Origin of the sequence: Streptomyces sp. SLBN-118, assembly GCF_006715635.1 — a bacterium.
Taxonomy (GTDB): Bacteria; Actinomycetota; Actinomycetes; order Streptomycetales; family Streptomycetaceae; genus Streptomyces.
Genome location: NZ_VFNP01000001.1, coordinates 1,242,423 through 1,255,191 on the forward strand (window position 1 = coordinate 1,242,423; position 12,769 = coordinate 1,255,191).

The window sequence follows — 12,769 nt, forward strand, 5'->3', positions numbered from 1 at the left end:
CGGCTCACCAGTCGGCCGCCTCGTAGTCCTTGAGAAAAACACCGGCGACCGGTGCGCCCGCCTCACCGCGCACGATCGGGTCGTAGACGCGGGCCGCTCCGTCCACGATGTCGAGCGGCGTCCGGATCCCGCCGGCGGCGATGCGCGCCTTGCGTGGCGCGGGGTTCTCGTCGGTGATCCAGCCGGTGTCGACACTGCACATATGGACCCCCTGGGCGGCGAGCCCCGGCCGCGCTCGTGCGGGTGAGCATGGCGGGGGCGCCTCAGCCCTGGCTTCGCTTGAGGCGGTAGCGCTCCTTCTCCGACAGCCCGCCCCACACTCCAAATCGCTCGTCGTGCGCCAGCGCGTACTGCAGGCACGGCACTCGCCCCTCGCACGCCCCGCACAACTGCTTCGCCTCCCGCGTCGACGAGCCCGGCGCCGGGAAGAAGAATTCCGGGCCCGCCTGGGCGCACAGCGCGGTCTCCTGCCAGGAGAGTTCCTGGCGTGTGGTGGTGTTGATCGGCATGCCGCACACGCTCCCCGGCCGCGATAAACGCCGGGTCAACGAAGCATCAACGTCCCCACGTGCACCATCGTTTCGGCGCCCGTCACCACGAATCCGGCCGGCTCAGTCGTCCTGCTGCACGCCCTGCATCAGCGCGAACCGCGCGCCCGCCGGGTCCGCCAGTTTCGCGAAGCGGCCGACGCCTTCCATGTCGACCGGGGCCATCCGGACGCTTCCGCCCAGTTGCTGCGCCGTGGCCACCGCCGCGTCGCAGTCCGTCACCTCGAAGTAGGGCAGCCAGTAGGGACCCTCCGTCTCGAGCGGGTCCGCGGCCAGCGGGACGATGCCGCCGAACATCGCTTCCGCGCCCGCGCCCGCCGGGTTGATCATCGTGTACGAGCCCGTGCCGTCGGGCAGCGGCATCATGGAGGTCTCCCAGCCGAACACGCCCTGGTAGAAGATGAGGCCCGCGCCCGGGTCCTCGGTGTAAAGCTCTGCCCAGCACAGCGTGTTGGGGTCGTTGACGGCGTCCAGGCCCTTGTTCTGGCCCGGCTGCCAGGTGGCGAAGGCCGCGCCCCCGGGGTCGGTGAAGACCGCCATGCGGCCGAGTTCGAAGACGTCCATCGGCTCGAACAGGACCGCGCCGCCGCCCGCCTGGACCGCTTTGGCCGTGCCGTCGGCGTCGGGCGACTGGAAGTAGACGGTCCAGCCGGGCCCGCCCTGTTCGGGGGTTACTGTCATGGCGCCCGCGACGGTCTTGCCGTCCACCTGGTACATGCCGTAGCCGCCGGCGTCTGGGCCCGCGGACTGGAAAGTCCAGCCGAACAGTCCGCCGTAGAAGGCAGTCGCCGCGTCGAGGTCGGGGGTGCCCAGGTCGATCCAGTTCGGGGAGCCCGTGACAAAACGGGTGCTGAGCATGGTGCGCTCCTTCGGGGTGATCCCGTTGTCCTGTCCTGCCCTGTGGTGCCGAGTCTGCTATCGACCCCCGACGCCCGCACCCAGTGCGCATCGCAGGCGGTCCGCACGATCGCGCTTTGAGAGCGCCGCCCCGGGGCCGCCGTCGTGCCGAGTTGGTGGTGCCGCCGACCGCGCCGCGGCCGTCGGCGCTCAGCCGGCGTTCTGTACGAAGCGGTCGAGAAGGGCCGCCAGGCCGGCGGCCAGCCCGTCGGGTCCGGCGTGCTCGGCGAGAGCGGGCGCGGTCCGGCGAAGAAGGGGAAGTTCCTGGACCGGCATGCGGTGCAGCCCGAGCCGGAAGGCGGGGTCGGTTTCTTCGGGGTTGTCCACCATGGCTCGCAGTTCCACGAAGATGTAACCGAGCACCCAGCTGTTGAACGCCCGGAAGGCCATCGAGGCCCTTTCCTCGTCCAGGCCTGCCTGTTCGAGCAGCTCCAGTACCCGCTCGTGGTCCATGAGGACCGCCAGCGGGCGCCGGGCCAGCGGAACCGCCAGCATGCGGGTGGCCAGGAGGGGAACCACCTGCGGGTGGGCAAGGGCGACCCGATAGGTCGCCTCGGCGATCCGGTGCAGCTCGGTGCGCCATTCCGGCTCCCCGGCCGGCGCGCCCGCACCTCCGGCCGCGGCTTCGCCCGGGCCGACGAGTTGATGGACAGCGGCATCGTCGGCCAGGTACTCCTGCAGCTCGATGAACAGGGCCTCCACCAGTCCGTCCAGGAGTGCGTCCTTGCTGGGTGCGTACCGGTACAGGGCCATGGCCTCGACGCCGAGCTCGGCTCCCACCCTGCGCATGCTCAGTGCCGAGAGCCCTTCGCGGTCGACGAGCTCCAGAGCGGTGGCCAGTACGCGTTCGCGGCTCAGCCGGCCGTAGTGGCCGCGATCCCCGGAGCGACGGCCGCCCTCTTTCCCCCCGCGCTCGGCGCCCTTGCCCTTCTTCGCCATGTCTTCCCTCCAGTCGCCGGAGCAAGTCGTCGTGGCTTCCCTCTTGACCGTAGACGCAAAAGAGACAAAAGTGTATGTATACGGCGTAAATATATAGCGTCGGCGCGGTTTGAGACAACAGGCGCCCATCCGGTCCCGGGCCCGCCCCTTGGACGGCCGGCGGAGACCTCCCCCCTAGGCACATCGCGCCCGAAGGAGAAGAGTCCATGCCCGAGCCGTCAATTGTCCTGGTCACAGGCGGCGCCGGTTTCATCGGAAGCCACACCTGTGTCGAACTCCTGGACCACGGCTACGAAGTCGTCGTGGTCGACGACTACTCCCACAGCTCACCCCTGGCCTGCACGCGCATCCAGCGGATCGCCGGCCGACGCCTGGCAGGCGTGTACGCGGTCGATATACGCGACCGGCGCGCGCTCTCGGCCATATTCCACCAGCACCGAGTGGACGCGGTGGTGCACCTCGCCGGAAAGCGGTCCGTCGACGAGTCCCTGCAGATGCCGATCGAGTACTACGACGTGAACGTCGGCGGCACCACCTCCCTACTGAGCGTGATGCAGGAGCACGGCGTCAGCCGGCTGGTCTTCTCCTCGTCCTGCTCCATCTACGGCAAGGCCGACGGCGCGCCGCTCACCGAGAACGCCCCGGCCGATCCGGCGACCCCGTCCGCCGCGTCGAAATGGGTCTGCGAGCAGATGCTCGCCGATGTGTGCCGGCTCCTCCCCGAGTTCACCGTGCTGACGCTGCGCCACTTCAATCCGGTCGGCGCGCATCCGAGCGGTCTGCTCGGCCAGGACTCGCGCGGCGAGCCCGACCACCTGATGCCCCGCATGGCCCGCGTCGCTGCCGGACGGCATGTGCGCCTGAGCGTCTTCGGCGGCGACTACGACACCTCCGACGGCACCGTGATCCGGGACTTCATCCACGTCATGGACCTCGCCGACGCGCACCGCAGCGCACTGGAGCATCTCGCCGACCGCAGAGGTCTGCGCGTCTTCAACCTCGGCGGCGGATCGGGCACCACGGTCCTCGAACTCCTGGCGGCGTTCGGCGAGGCAACCGGCACGTCCATCCCGTACGAGGTCGTGGACCGCCGCCCGGGCGACGCGAGCAGGCTCGTCGCCGATGCGAGCGCAGCCGCACGGGAGTGGGGCTGGCAACCGACCAGGGACCTTGCCGCGATGTGCCGGGACGCATGGCGCTTCCAGCAGATCAATCCGACGGGATACACGTCCGAGACTTGACCAAATGTCCGATATGGGTATTGTGTATGTATACGCTGTAAACGTACAGCGGACACAGCGGACGATCCGGAGACATCATGACCACGAACCAGACGCAGTACCCGGCCACTGACCAGGCGTCGCCCCGCGCCGCCCACCCCATGCGCCGGGCCACCGACACTCCCGCCCACCCGATGCGCCGCGCGGAGGACAACCTCCCGCCCCGCGGGTCCGTGAGCCTGGTCGTTCCTGCCCTCAACGAGGCCCGCAACATCCCCTGGGTCTTCGAGCAGATCCCCGACTGTGTCGACGAGGTCATCCTGGTCGACGGCAACTCCAGCGACGCCACGGTGCCCATGGCGACCCACTGCCTGCCCACCGTCCGAAGTGTCCGGCAGAACGGCCCGGGCAAGGGAAACGCCCTGCGCACCGGTTTCCTCGCGGCGACCGGTGACTACGTGGTGATGATGGATGCGGACGGCAGCATGTCGCCCGCCGAGATCCCGCACTACCTGCACTTCCTCGAGAACGGCTACGACTTCGTCAAGGGCTCCCGGTTCGTCGCGGGCGGCGGTTCCCTGGACATCACCCGCTTCCGGCGCATGGGCAACCACGTACTGCTGGCAGCCGTCAACCGGCTCTACGACGCCTCGCTGACCGACCTGTGCTACGGATTCTGCGCCTTCCGGCGCAGCTTCCTGGACCAGCTGGACCTGCATGCCGCCGGCTTCGAGATCGAGGCCGAGATGATCGTGCACGCGCTGCGTTCCGGACTGCGGATCGCTGAGGTCCCGAGCCTCGAACTGCCCCGCCGCAGCGGCCGCTCCAATCTGCACGCCATATCCGACGGCCGCCGCGTGCTGCGCACCCTGCTGTCCGAGCGCCCCGGCGCACAGCACCCGTCGACCGGACGGAGCACTGGGTGAACGCCGCCGGCCCCCGTATCCCGACCCCCGACGCGGCAGTCTCCGTCCCCGCCGCCCCGCCGTACACCCCGGCAAGAATCGTCGACATCGATCTGGCCGAGCCCGGCGATTTCCGCCCGCCGGGCAGCCTCGATCTCATCCGCCCGCAGGGCCGGGTGATGGCCCTGGTACGGCTCCACGGTCACCCGCTGGGCATGGTCTCCACGACCGGCGCCGGCCCCGTCGAGCTGTGGCAGTCCCTGGCCAATGCGGCCCACCGCGATCTCACCACCTCCGTCGCCCAGCACCTGACAGCCGACGGGCCGAGCACGGCGTCCCGGGATGCCTCCCTGCCGTGGGACGAACCGGCCGGCCTACGCTGCCAGGCCGCCCGGCTGCGCGCCCTGCGCGAGGCCACCGACATCAGCGTGATCGTCGCCACCCACAACCGGCCCGAGCAGCTTCGGCAGTGCCTGGACTCGCTCCTGCAGATGGAGTACCCCCGGTTCGAGGTGATCGTGGTCGACAACGCCCCGGCGAACGGGGCCACCGAGCAACTGGTCCACGAGGTCTACGGCCGACGGGTCCGTTACGTCCGCGAGCCTGCAGCCGGTCTGGCCCGCGCTCACAACCGGGGACTGGCCGCAGCGCGCGGCCGGATCGCCGCCTTCACTGACGACGACACCCTCGTCGACTCCCGGTGGCTCACCGAACTCGCCGCGGCCTTCTCGAGCGACCCCCGAATCGGCTGTGTCACCGGCCTGATCGTGCCCGCCGAACTCCAGACCAGAGCGCAGGCCGCCCTGGAGCGGCATGGCGGATTCGCGAAGGGATACACCCCCCGCACCTGGTCGCTGGACAACCCTCCGGCCGACCCGCTGTTCCCGTTCACCGCCGGACGCTTCGGCTCCGGCGCCAATATGGCCTTCCGTACGGATCTGCTGCACGCCATGGGCGGCTTCGACCCGGCCACCGGAACCGGAACCCCGGCCCGCGGCGGCGACGACCTGCTCGCCTTCTTCCGGGTGCTGGTCGGCGGCCACACCCTCGCCTACCAGCCCGGCGCCATCGTCTGGCATCGCCATCACCGTACCGAGGACGCCCTGAAGACACAGGCCTTCGGATACGGCGCCGGGCTCGGGGCCTATCTGACCGGAGCGCTCGCCAATGAACCGCGGATGCTGCCCGCCCTGCTGCGCCGGCTCCCCGGCGGCATCCAGTACGCCGCGGCCAAGGCACGCGGCCGGAAGGAGGCGGGCGACGGATGGTCCCGGCGACTGGCCGTCCTGGAGATGAAGGGTCTGCTCTACGGGCCGCTCGGGTATCTGCGCAGCCGGGCTTCCGGGAGGTCCTCATGAATGCTGCACCGACTCTGTCGGTCGTCGTCTGCGCCTACACCGTCGACCGGTGGGACGACCTCCGCGCCGCGATCGGGTCGGTGCACGCGCAAGCCCGCCCGGCGGACGAAATCGTGTTGGTCATCGACCACTGCCAGGAGCTCTACGAACTGGCCTCCACCTCGCTGTCCGGAGTGCGGGTGATTCCCAACCACCAGAGCAAGGGTCTGTCCGGTGCCCGCAACACCGGTGTGGCCGCGGCCAGGTGCGAGGTGGTGGCCTTCCTCGACGACGACGCGGCGGCCGACCCGGACTGGACCGACCGCATGCTGGCACGCTACGACGACCCGCACGTCGTGGGCGTCGGCGGGCTCGTCCGGCCATGGTGGGGCACGGACCGGCCGGCATGGTTCCCGCCGGAATTCGACTGGGTGGTCGGCTGCTCGTACCGGGGACTGCCTGAACAGCCCACCCCGGTACGGAACTTCATCGGCGCCAACATGTCCTTCCGCAGGGCCGAGGTGGTCGCGGCCGGCGGCTTCCGCACCGACCTGGGACGGGTCGGAACCAGGCCCCTGGGGTGCGAGGAGACCGAGCTGTGTCTGCGGATCGCGGCCCGCCGGCCCGACGCCGTGCTGCTGTACGAGCCTGCCGCCGCGGTACGTCACCATGTGCCCGGGACGCGTACCACCTGGGCGTACTTCCGTTCCCGCTGCTATGCGGAAGGGCTTTCCAAGGCGCTGGTCGCCCGGCACAGCGGCAGCAAAGCCGCGCTGGCCAGCGAGCGCACCTATCTGCGGTCGACCATCCCCCAGGCCTTCGTCCGAACCCTGCGGCTGGGCCGTCCCGGCGCCCTGCGCACCCTTGCGGCGCTGGCCGGAGGCGTCTGGGCCACGGTCGCCGGGTACGTCGTCGGCCGGATTCACTCGCTGTCGTCCGGCTCCGCCCCCCACCGCCTGCGGCCGCCTCTGGAGCTGCCGAGCGCCGAGGGTGAACCGGTGCCCTTCTGGGGGTCCCCCTACGCCCTGCGAGGGTGGGGGCCGGTGGGCAGGAAAGGCTGACGCCCGTTACGGCTCAGTGCTGCCAGACGCGCACCCAGTCCACCCGCATACGTGCCGAATCGACCGAGGGGGGCGGGGGGCCGGGAACGCCGACAGCCAGATTCACCAGCACTTCCATGGGGACGTGCGGGATCCTGGCGGGTTCTGTCACCCGGAACCGTTTGACGCCGTCCACGTACCAGGTCAGCTCGTCGGCCTCCCAGAGAAGCCCGAACACGTGGTACCCGGCGGGGAAATCGGCCGGTCCATAGGTTCCTCTCGCCCGCTGTTCTGCGCCCTCGCGGTCACGCCAGTGCACATACATGAAGGCCCGCTGCGTGGTTCCGATGAACTCCATAATGTCCAGCTCGGGAGGGGTGTAGCGGGACGCGGGCATCATCCAGAAGGCCGGGAACATGCCGGCCTGAGGGGGAATGCGAATCGCCGCTTCGAAGTAGCCGTAGGTGAAGGTCCGCCGGGGACGGCCGTCCCAGTGGTCACGCCCGGTGGAGATCATGCCGGAGGTCCACGGGTAGGTCCTGGCGTCGCTCCCCCGGGTGCTTCGGCGCTCGGCCTTCAGGGTCAGGGAGCCTCCGCCCACCGACACCTGGCCCGGGAGGTACCACTGCGCCTCGTTGTTCCCGCGGTTGGTGCACCCGTCCTTGTTCCAGTCGTAGCAGGTCACCCAACGTTCGGTATCGAGTTGCGAACCGTTGAAGTCGTCGTGGAATACCAGCCGCCATGAGCCCGCGGCAGGCGGGCCCGGCGGGGCGCTGCCGCTGCCGCTGCCGCAGGCCGTCGCCAGGAGAAGCAGCCCCGCGGCCACGGCCTGCCAGGCGCGCCGGGCAGGCCCCGTTCTCACCGGTTCCTGGCCGCGACCGAGGCGGCGAGCTGCCGGGCAGCGAAATCCGTGCCGCAGACAAATCGCAGGAACGGCCCGAAGCTGGGTGCTGCGGCCAGTCCAGTGAAGTAGAGGCCGGGCACCGAGGACTCGAAGCCGGCCGAAAGCCGCGGTGCACCTCCGACGGTCCGTACTGCCTGACGGAGTGTGGGCTCCAGGAGCTCGAGCCGGTCCACGTCCACTCGGTACCCCGTGGCCATCAGAAGATGGTCGGCGCGCAACCGTTCGCTCCCGCCGCCCGGGTCCGTCAACTCCAGGAGCACCGCCCCGTCCTCCGGCTCGGCGGAACGCACCGTGCGCCCGCACAGCACCGGGAAACGGCCTGCGACGCGCTCTCGCAACCACCAGGCTCCGGACGGCCCCAGCACGGTGTGCAGCAGGCGGAACCGCACCGGAGTCGGCAGATGGCGGTAGGCAGCGGCGCCTCGGCTGACAGCCAGCAGTGACCAGCCCGGGCCGAGGGGAGAGCCGGGTTTGTGCAGTCGGGTGGACCGCGGGCGGGCGCTGGGCAGGTCCGCCTGCGGAGGGTCACCGAAGAGGACGGACGGGGCGCGGGCGACGACGGTGGGACTGGCGCCCGCCTCGTGCAGCAGTGCTGCGCTCTCCAGCGCGGACTGCCCCGCACCCAGGACGGCCACCTGCTGTCCCGCGAAGCCGGTCAGGTTCCGGTGCTCGCACGTGTGGGAGGTCCGGCCCGTGGCGGCGAGGCCGCGCAGCTCCGGTGGCTCATGGGCAAAGGGGGCAAGGCCGGTGGACACCACCACGGCCGCGGCGAGGAACTCCTCGCCGGAGTCCAGCGTGATTGAGAACCCGCCGTCGACGGCCTGTACATGGCGCACCATCGACCGTTCCACTTCTGGCACCCGGCGCTCCTGGAACCATCGCCCGTAGTCGATGAATTCATCGACCGGGATCGGGTAAAGGTCGCCAACCGGCTCTCTGCCCTGGGCAGCACGGAAATCCGCGAACCCGTACCCGGGCTCCGGGGCGGAAATGGACGACGCCGCCGGGACGGACTTGAGAAACATGCCTTCGGGCATATGGGTGTCCCAGCCCTGCATCGGCTCGCCGAAAATTCTCAGACGAACCCCCGATGCGTTCAGCCAGGCAGCGGTGGCGAGCCCGTACGGTCCAGCTCCGATGACCACGACGGGAATGCCTTCCCGGCGGATCTCAGTCGCTCTCGTGGCTGCCCGGTACCGGGCAGCCACGCGCAAATTCGGGGGCATTCCCGTACCTCCTCCGAGGAAAGGTCCTTCAACCAGGGTGCACCAGCCGCCCGAAGGCGACCATTCGCGGACCCTGCCCGCGCAGCGCCATTCCTGTCACGCTTTCGACTCGGGCTCAATGGCCGGTGCGGTGGCCTGCCGTTCCGCAAACCGCTTGCCACCCCGTCGCGGCATGAGTGCCAGGAGGGAGGTGAGGACGGCGAGTGCCAGCAGAGCCCGCCTGGCGGTGAACGTGCCGCTGAGGAAGAGCGCCTCCGCCACGAGCACCGACAGCGACAGGCTGAGCACCACGCTGAGTACAGCGGTCTCCAGGAGAGCGACTCGGCCGACGCCTCGCCGCGCCCCGGGACGTACGGGTCCCACGGCCGCGAGTCCCGGACAGACGAGCAGAAAGACGGCAGTGATGACAGCGCGCAACGGAGACCCCGCCGGTGCCACGGTGGCCGCGAGGGCCAGCCAGCCGGACGCTGCGAGCCCCCAACGTAGCGACGTCATCGGCGGATCGTCTCCCTCGGAGCCTCGTACCGGTACACCACCGCGTCATCGTTGTGATAGACGCGAGCGAAGCCCGCTGCCCCCGACAGCGCCGACTCCAGTCGTCTCACGGTGTCGGCGGGCAGCTCGCCCGTCAGATAGAGGTCCCTGGCCTGTGCCTGGCTGAGGATGATGTACGCGGGCTCCTTCGCGGTGGCCCCGTAGACGAACCCCTTCACGCCCTCCACGGGATCTCGTACCAACCGACGTCTGTCCCCGATGTCCTGCTGGCCCAGTAGCACTTGCTCGTGCTGGTCGTAGTGCATGAAGAGGCCGGGAACGGCGGACGTCAGTGTCACGATCCGTGAGCCTTCGGGAGCGTGAGATGTCACATAGCGGGCAGCTGCGACCTCCTGGAGGGTGAAGTGGTTCACGGCCTCCTTGCCGTAGTAGCCGAAGACGAGGCCGCCGAGCATGGCCAGCAGCAGAGGGTAGATGACGAGCATCCGCGGACGTGGCCGCGTGCCGCGGTGCACGAGGAGCGCGGCGATCAGGAAGGCAGCGGCGGGCAGCGCGAACAGGTAGGCCCGGAAGATCATCTCTCCGCCGTAGGCGTTCGCCGCGAGGATCAGCAGGGGGGAGATCACCAGCAGGGGCAGTCCGGTGCGGCGCGTCCAGGGACGGCGTACGAAGCCGATCGCGGCCAGCAGGAACACAAGCCCGGACAGGCCACGGTCGATCCAGGACACCAGGGCCAGTCCCGGCGCTGCGGTGCCAAGGGTGGCCAGGCCGGAGGAGATGTTGGCATCGGGCTGGATCAAGGCGTCAATCATGCTGCCGATGTGGGGCGAGATGTACGACCGCGCGACGGTGGCGTCCCACGCGGCCGTGAGGACGAGCGCACCGACCAGAACCGGCAGCACCACCCGCCGGTTGCGGCGCGGCAGCGACAGCACAACCAGCGCGCTGATCAGCATCAGCGGGGTGAGTGGGTGTGACGACACGATCGCGGCCACGATCACAAGCACCACGAGCAGCAGTCCCGGCGGCCAGGCTCCTCGTCTGCGACGGTCCGGCCGTGGGAGCGCGGAGGATGGCAGCTGCCGCAGGATCAGGGCGATCACGGTCACGAACAGCAGAAAGGCGAAGGCCTGCGGCGCGAAGTAGTCCTGCCCCACCCAGGAGCAGGAGTAGAAGATCCATGCCGCTCCCCAGATGAGCCTTCTGTCACGGGCCACCGCCCGGTACAGCAGCAGCAGCGGACCGAGCAGCAGGGCGTTGGTGAACGCCGGGGCCCAGGCCGCGTACCCGACGGCGGATTCCAGACCGGTGGCCCGCAGGAACAGCGCGTTGAGCTGGAAGAAGCCCGGCCAGTCGTTGTAGATGGAGAGCCCTTGCGAGTTCGGCACATCGCCGCCGTGTCGCAGCATCGCGTCGACGATCGCCAGATGCTTCCAGGCCCAGGAATAGCGCAGGGTCGGATACAGCAGCGTGGGCGTGGCGTGGATGACGGCGATCAGCGCCAGGACGTAGGCCGCGTACCAGCTGTTGCCGGTCCGCCGGTCGCCCAGCGCGATGCAGAAACCCAGGGTGAGCAGGGCCAGTGCGACCCAGAAGAGTACCGGCAGCACCTGCAGCAGACCGAGATCGCGCATCCGGTCGAGGTCGACATTGCGTAGCGACAGCAGCCACAGGGCGAGCGCGGTCGGCAGCACTGCCCGGATCACCCAGCGGCGCGCGGCTGCTCGCCCTGGCCTGGATTCGCCGGTCGTGGACGTGCCGGGCGGCGCCTCGGCCCCCGTACGAGACGACATCGAGCGACCTGTCACCGTCGGGCGCTCGCCCATCGGGACACCTCCTCGAGAACCGGGGCGACGGTGTGGGCCACCCACCAACGACTTCGCCCGAACTGCGGCGCCTTCCGCACATTGCTGGACACGTGCCACAGCCACGTCAGCAGCGGAAGTACTGCCGGGTCGCCGCCGTCCGGATCCACGGCGGCAGTGGAGAGCAGTGCACGGTCCGCAGCCGCCAGCCCGTCGCCACGCAGAGCATCGGCGACCAGCCTTCCCAGCGGGCGGCCGCTGAGCGCCTGTCGGACTGTCAGTACGAAGGTGCAGGCGTCGATCTCGGAGGGACCGTCCATTCGCGCACTCCCCCAGTCGTAGACACCAGTGACCCGGGTCCGCTCCTCGTTCAGCAGCACATTGCCGGGATGAAAATCCCCATGCGTCCAGGCCTGCGTCAACACTGCTCCGGCAAGGCCCGCGTCCAGGCGCCGACGCAACGCTTCCAGTCCCTCCGCTCCGGCAGCCGTCCTGCACCATCCGATCTCCGACGAGAGGATCTGCAGCTGTGGTTCGGCCCACTCGCCGACCCGTTCGGCTGCCGGCTGCCTGTGTCCGTTCGCACGCCGCAGTTCCGCCAGGAAGGAGAGTGCGGCAGTGACCGTACGCTGCAGGTCCTGCGGTCGGTGCGGGACCAGGTGATCGGCGGGGACGCCCGCGAGCCAGCTCTGGGCCAGCATCCGGGCCGGCCCGTCGGGCCGGTAGCCGACGGGTTGTGGCAGCAACTGCCGCCAAGGTTCGAGCCGGTCGTCCGCGGCCAGCTGCCGCAGGACCTCCCACTCACGGGCGAGGCCGTCGGCCGCCCTTTCGTTCCTCGGGTGTTTGACCAGGACGGCCCACGTGCCTCGCTGCAGCCTGAACACGAGCAGGTTGGTCTGAGGGTAGGTGTTTCGCCGAACCACGGTGACTTCGCAGGGGTGCATCCCACGCACCAACCAGTGCGCCCTCAGGCCGTCGGTCAGTCCTCCGAGAACACGTGGAGAGCGGAGCGGCAGCAGCCCGAGCACAGACTCCCGCAGCGACTGGCCGCTCGGGTGACCCGTCGGATTCACGGCGTCCGCACACTGCCCGGTCGGAAGCCTCGTCATCGTCTCGGGCGGAGTCGCGAAGTTCTGGGCATGATTCATGATCAAACTTTCGGGGGCAGGGTGCCCACCGGCACGACATGCGCGTCGCGCGAACGGCGGAACCGATGGGGCCCAGACGGCGGCACTTCGGTCCGACAGCGCAACCGGGCAGCGGTTCACTTCCTGCTGTCGGCGGTCGATTCTCGAGGAAAGTCACTCAACCATGAGATTCAGGGTATATATGGTACTAATTCCTGTCTCCTCCTACATAAGTGCTGATGGGTAGCAGGAGCCGGGTAACGGTCCGTCACGCCGCGATCAGAACAGCAGGCGCATCCCCGTCGCGTGAAGGGAGAACCGCGTGT

General features: G+C 69.6%; 12 protein-coding genes and 1 pseudogene. 4 read left to right on the forward strand and 9 right to left on the reverse strand.

Annotated features, from left to right (window positions below; translation table 11 throughout):
• Nucleotides 1-4: 4 nt before the first annotated feature.
• The 4 genes and pseudogenes from FBY35_RS05710 to FBY35_RS05725 form a co-directional block, all read right to left on the reverse strand.
• Nucleotides 5-251, reverse strand: a pseudogene (locus FBY35_RS05710) (short-chain dehydrogenase); the annotation flags it as partial.
• A gap of 12 nt (nucleotides 252-263) precedes the next feature.
• Nucleotides 264-509, reverse strand: coding sequence for a WhiB family transcriptional regulator (locus tag FBY35_RS05715; RefSeq protein WP_142212736.1), 246 nt, complete (start codon nucleotides 507-509; stop codon nucleotides 264-266).
• 102 nt (nucleotides 510-611) lie between these two features.
• On the reverse strand, nucleotides 612-1,406 hold the full coding sequence (locus tag FBY35_RS05720; protein WP_142212737.1) for a VOC family protein: 795 nt from the start codon (nucleotides 1,404-1,406) through the stop codon (nucleotides 612-614).
• 189 nt (nucleotides 1,407-1,595) lie between these two features.
• Complete coding sequence (locus FBY35_RS05725) at nucleotides 1,596-2,384, reverse strand: TetR/AcrR family transcriptional regulator (protein ID WP_142212738.1); 789 nt, start codon at nucleotides 2,382-2,384, stop codon at nucleotides 1,596-1,598.
• A gap of 206 nt (nucleotides 2,385-2,590) precedes the next feature.
• Here FBY35_RS05725 and galE point away from each other — a divergent pair, with 206 nt between their 5' ends.
• The 4 genes from galE (at nucleotide 2,591) to FBY35_RS05745 (ending at nucleotide 6,907) form a co-directional block, all read left to right on the forward strand.
• Nucleotides 2,591-3,625 (forward strand): UDP-glucose 4-epimerase GalE, encoded by a 1,035-nt coding sequence (galE, locus tag FBY35_RS05730; RefSeq protein WP_142212739.1) that lies wholly within the window; start codon nucleotides 2,591-2,593, stop codon nucleotides 3,623-3,625.
• Between the two features lie 77 nt (nucleotides 3,626-3,702).
• Nucleotides 3,703-4,530, forward strand: coding sequence for a glycosyltransferase family 2 protein (locus FBY35_RS05735; RefSeq protein WP_142212740.1), 828 nt, complete (start codon nucleotides 3,703-3,705; stop codon nucleotides 4,528-4,530).
• The gene (locus FBY35_RS05740) at nucleotides 4,527-5,867 is read left to right on the forward strand and encodes a glycosyltransferase family 2 protein (RefSeq protein ID WP_260848527.1); all 1,341 of its coding nucleotides are present in this window, start codon (nucleotides 4,527-4,529) and stop codon (nucleotides 5,865-5,867) included. The genes FBY35_RS05735 and FBY35_RS05740 overlap by 4 nt, the downstream gene beginning before the upstream one ends.
• The gene (locus FBY35_RS05745) at nucleotides 5,864-6,907 is read left to right on the forward strand and encodes a glycosyltransferase family 2 protein (protein ID WP_142212741.1); all 1,044 of its coding nucleotides are present in this window, start codon (nucleotides 5,864-5,866) and stop codon (nucleotides 6,905-6,907) included. Before FBY35_RS05740 ends, FBY35_RS05745 begins: the two co-directional genes overlap by 4 nt.
• Before the next feature lie 13 nt (nucleotides 6,908-6,920).
• Here the strand turns inward: FBY35_RS05745 and FBY35_RS05750 are convergent, their stop codons facing one another.
• From FBY35_RS05750 to FBY35_RS05770, 5 genes are all read right to left on the reverse strand, one after another.
• Nucleotides 6,921-7,748: a family 16 glycosylhydrolase gene (locus FBY35_RS05750; RefSeq protein ID WP_160159238.1), complete on the reverse strand. Its 828-nt coding sequence runs from the start codon at nucleotides 7,746-7,748 to the stop codon at nucleotides 6,921-6,923.
• Complete coding sequence (locus FBY35_RS05755) at nucleotides 7,745-9,016, reverse strand: FAD-dependent oxidoreductase (protein ID WP_142212743.1); 1,272 nt, start codon at nucleotides 9,014-9,016, stop codon at nucleotides 7,745-7,747. Before FBY35_RS05755 ends, FBY35_RS05750 begins: the two co-directional genes overlap by 4 nt.
• 96 nt (nucleotides 9,017-9,112) lie before the next feature.
• A complete protein-coding gene (locus tag FBY35_RS05760; protein ID WP_186356865.1) occupies nucleotides 9,113-9,511 on the reverse strand; it encodes a hypothetical protein in 399 nt (132 codons plus the stop codon).
• Nucleotides 9,508-11,337 (reverse strand): glycosyltransferase, encoded by a 1,830-nt coding sequence (locus FBY35_RS05765; protein ID WP_142212744.1) that lies wholly within the window; start codon nucleotides 11,335-11,337, stop codon nucleotides 9,508-9,510. Before FBY35_RS05765 ends, FBY35_RS05760 begins: the two co-directional genes overlap by 4 nt.
• Nucleotides 11,316-12,464 (reverse strand): phosphotransferase family protein, encoded by a 1,149-nt coding sequence (locus tag FBY35_RS05770; RefSeq protein WP_142212745.1) that lies wholly within the window; start codon nucleotides 12,462-12,464, stop codon nucleotides 11,316-11,318. Before FBY35_RS05770 ends, FBY35_RS05765 begins: the two co-directional genes overlap by 22 nt.
• Between the last annotated feature and the right edge of the window lie 305 nt (nucleotides 12,465-12,769).

What these genes read in the sequence shown, in the direction of transcription:
- FBY35_RS05715 (WP_142212736.1), bottom strand. Translation starts at nt 509, where the DNA reads ATGCCGATCAACACCACCACACGCCAGGAACTCTCCTGGCAGGAGACC.
- FBY35_RS05720 (WP_142212737.1), bottom strand. Translation starts at nt 1,406, where the DNA reads ATGCTCAGCACCCGTTTTGTCACGGGCTCCCCGAACTGGATCGACCTG.
- FBY35_RS05725 (WP_142212738.1), bottom strand. Translation starts at nt 2,384, where the DNA reads ATGGCGAAGAAGGGCAAGGGCGCCGAGCGCGGGGGGAAAGAGGGCGGC.
- galE (WP_142212739.1), top strand. Translation starts at nt 2,591, where the DNA reads ATGCCCGAGCCGTCAATTGTCCTGGTCACAGGCGGCGCCGGTTTCATC.
- FBY35_RS05735 (WP_142212740.1), top strand. Translation starts at nt 3,703, where the DNA reads ATGACCACGAACCAGACGCAGTACCCGGCCACTGACCAGGCGTCGCCC.
- FBY35_RS05745 (WP_142212741.1), top strand. Translation starts at nt 5,864, where the DNA reads ATGAATGCTGCACCGACTCTGTCGGTCGTCGTCTGCGCCTACACCGTC.
- FBY35_RS05755 (WP_142212743.1), bottom strand. Translation starts at nt 9,016, where the DNA reads ATGCCCCCGAATTTGCGCGTGGCTGCCCGGTACCGGGCAGCCACGAGA.
- FBY35_RS05760 (WP_186356865.1), bottom strand. Translation starts at nt 9,511, where the DNA reads ATGACGTCGCTACGTTGGGGGCTCGCAGCGTCCGGCTGGCTGGCCCTC.
- FBY35_RS05765 (WP_142212744.1), bottom strand. Translation starts at nt 11,337, where the DNA reads ATGGGCGAGCGCCCGACGGTGACAGGTCGCTCGATGTCGTCTCGTACG.
- FBY35_RS05770 (WP_142212745.1), bottom strand. Translation starts at nt 12,464, where the DNA reads ATGAATCATGCCCAGAACTTCGCGACTCCGCCCGAGACGATGACGAGG.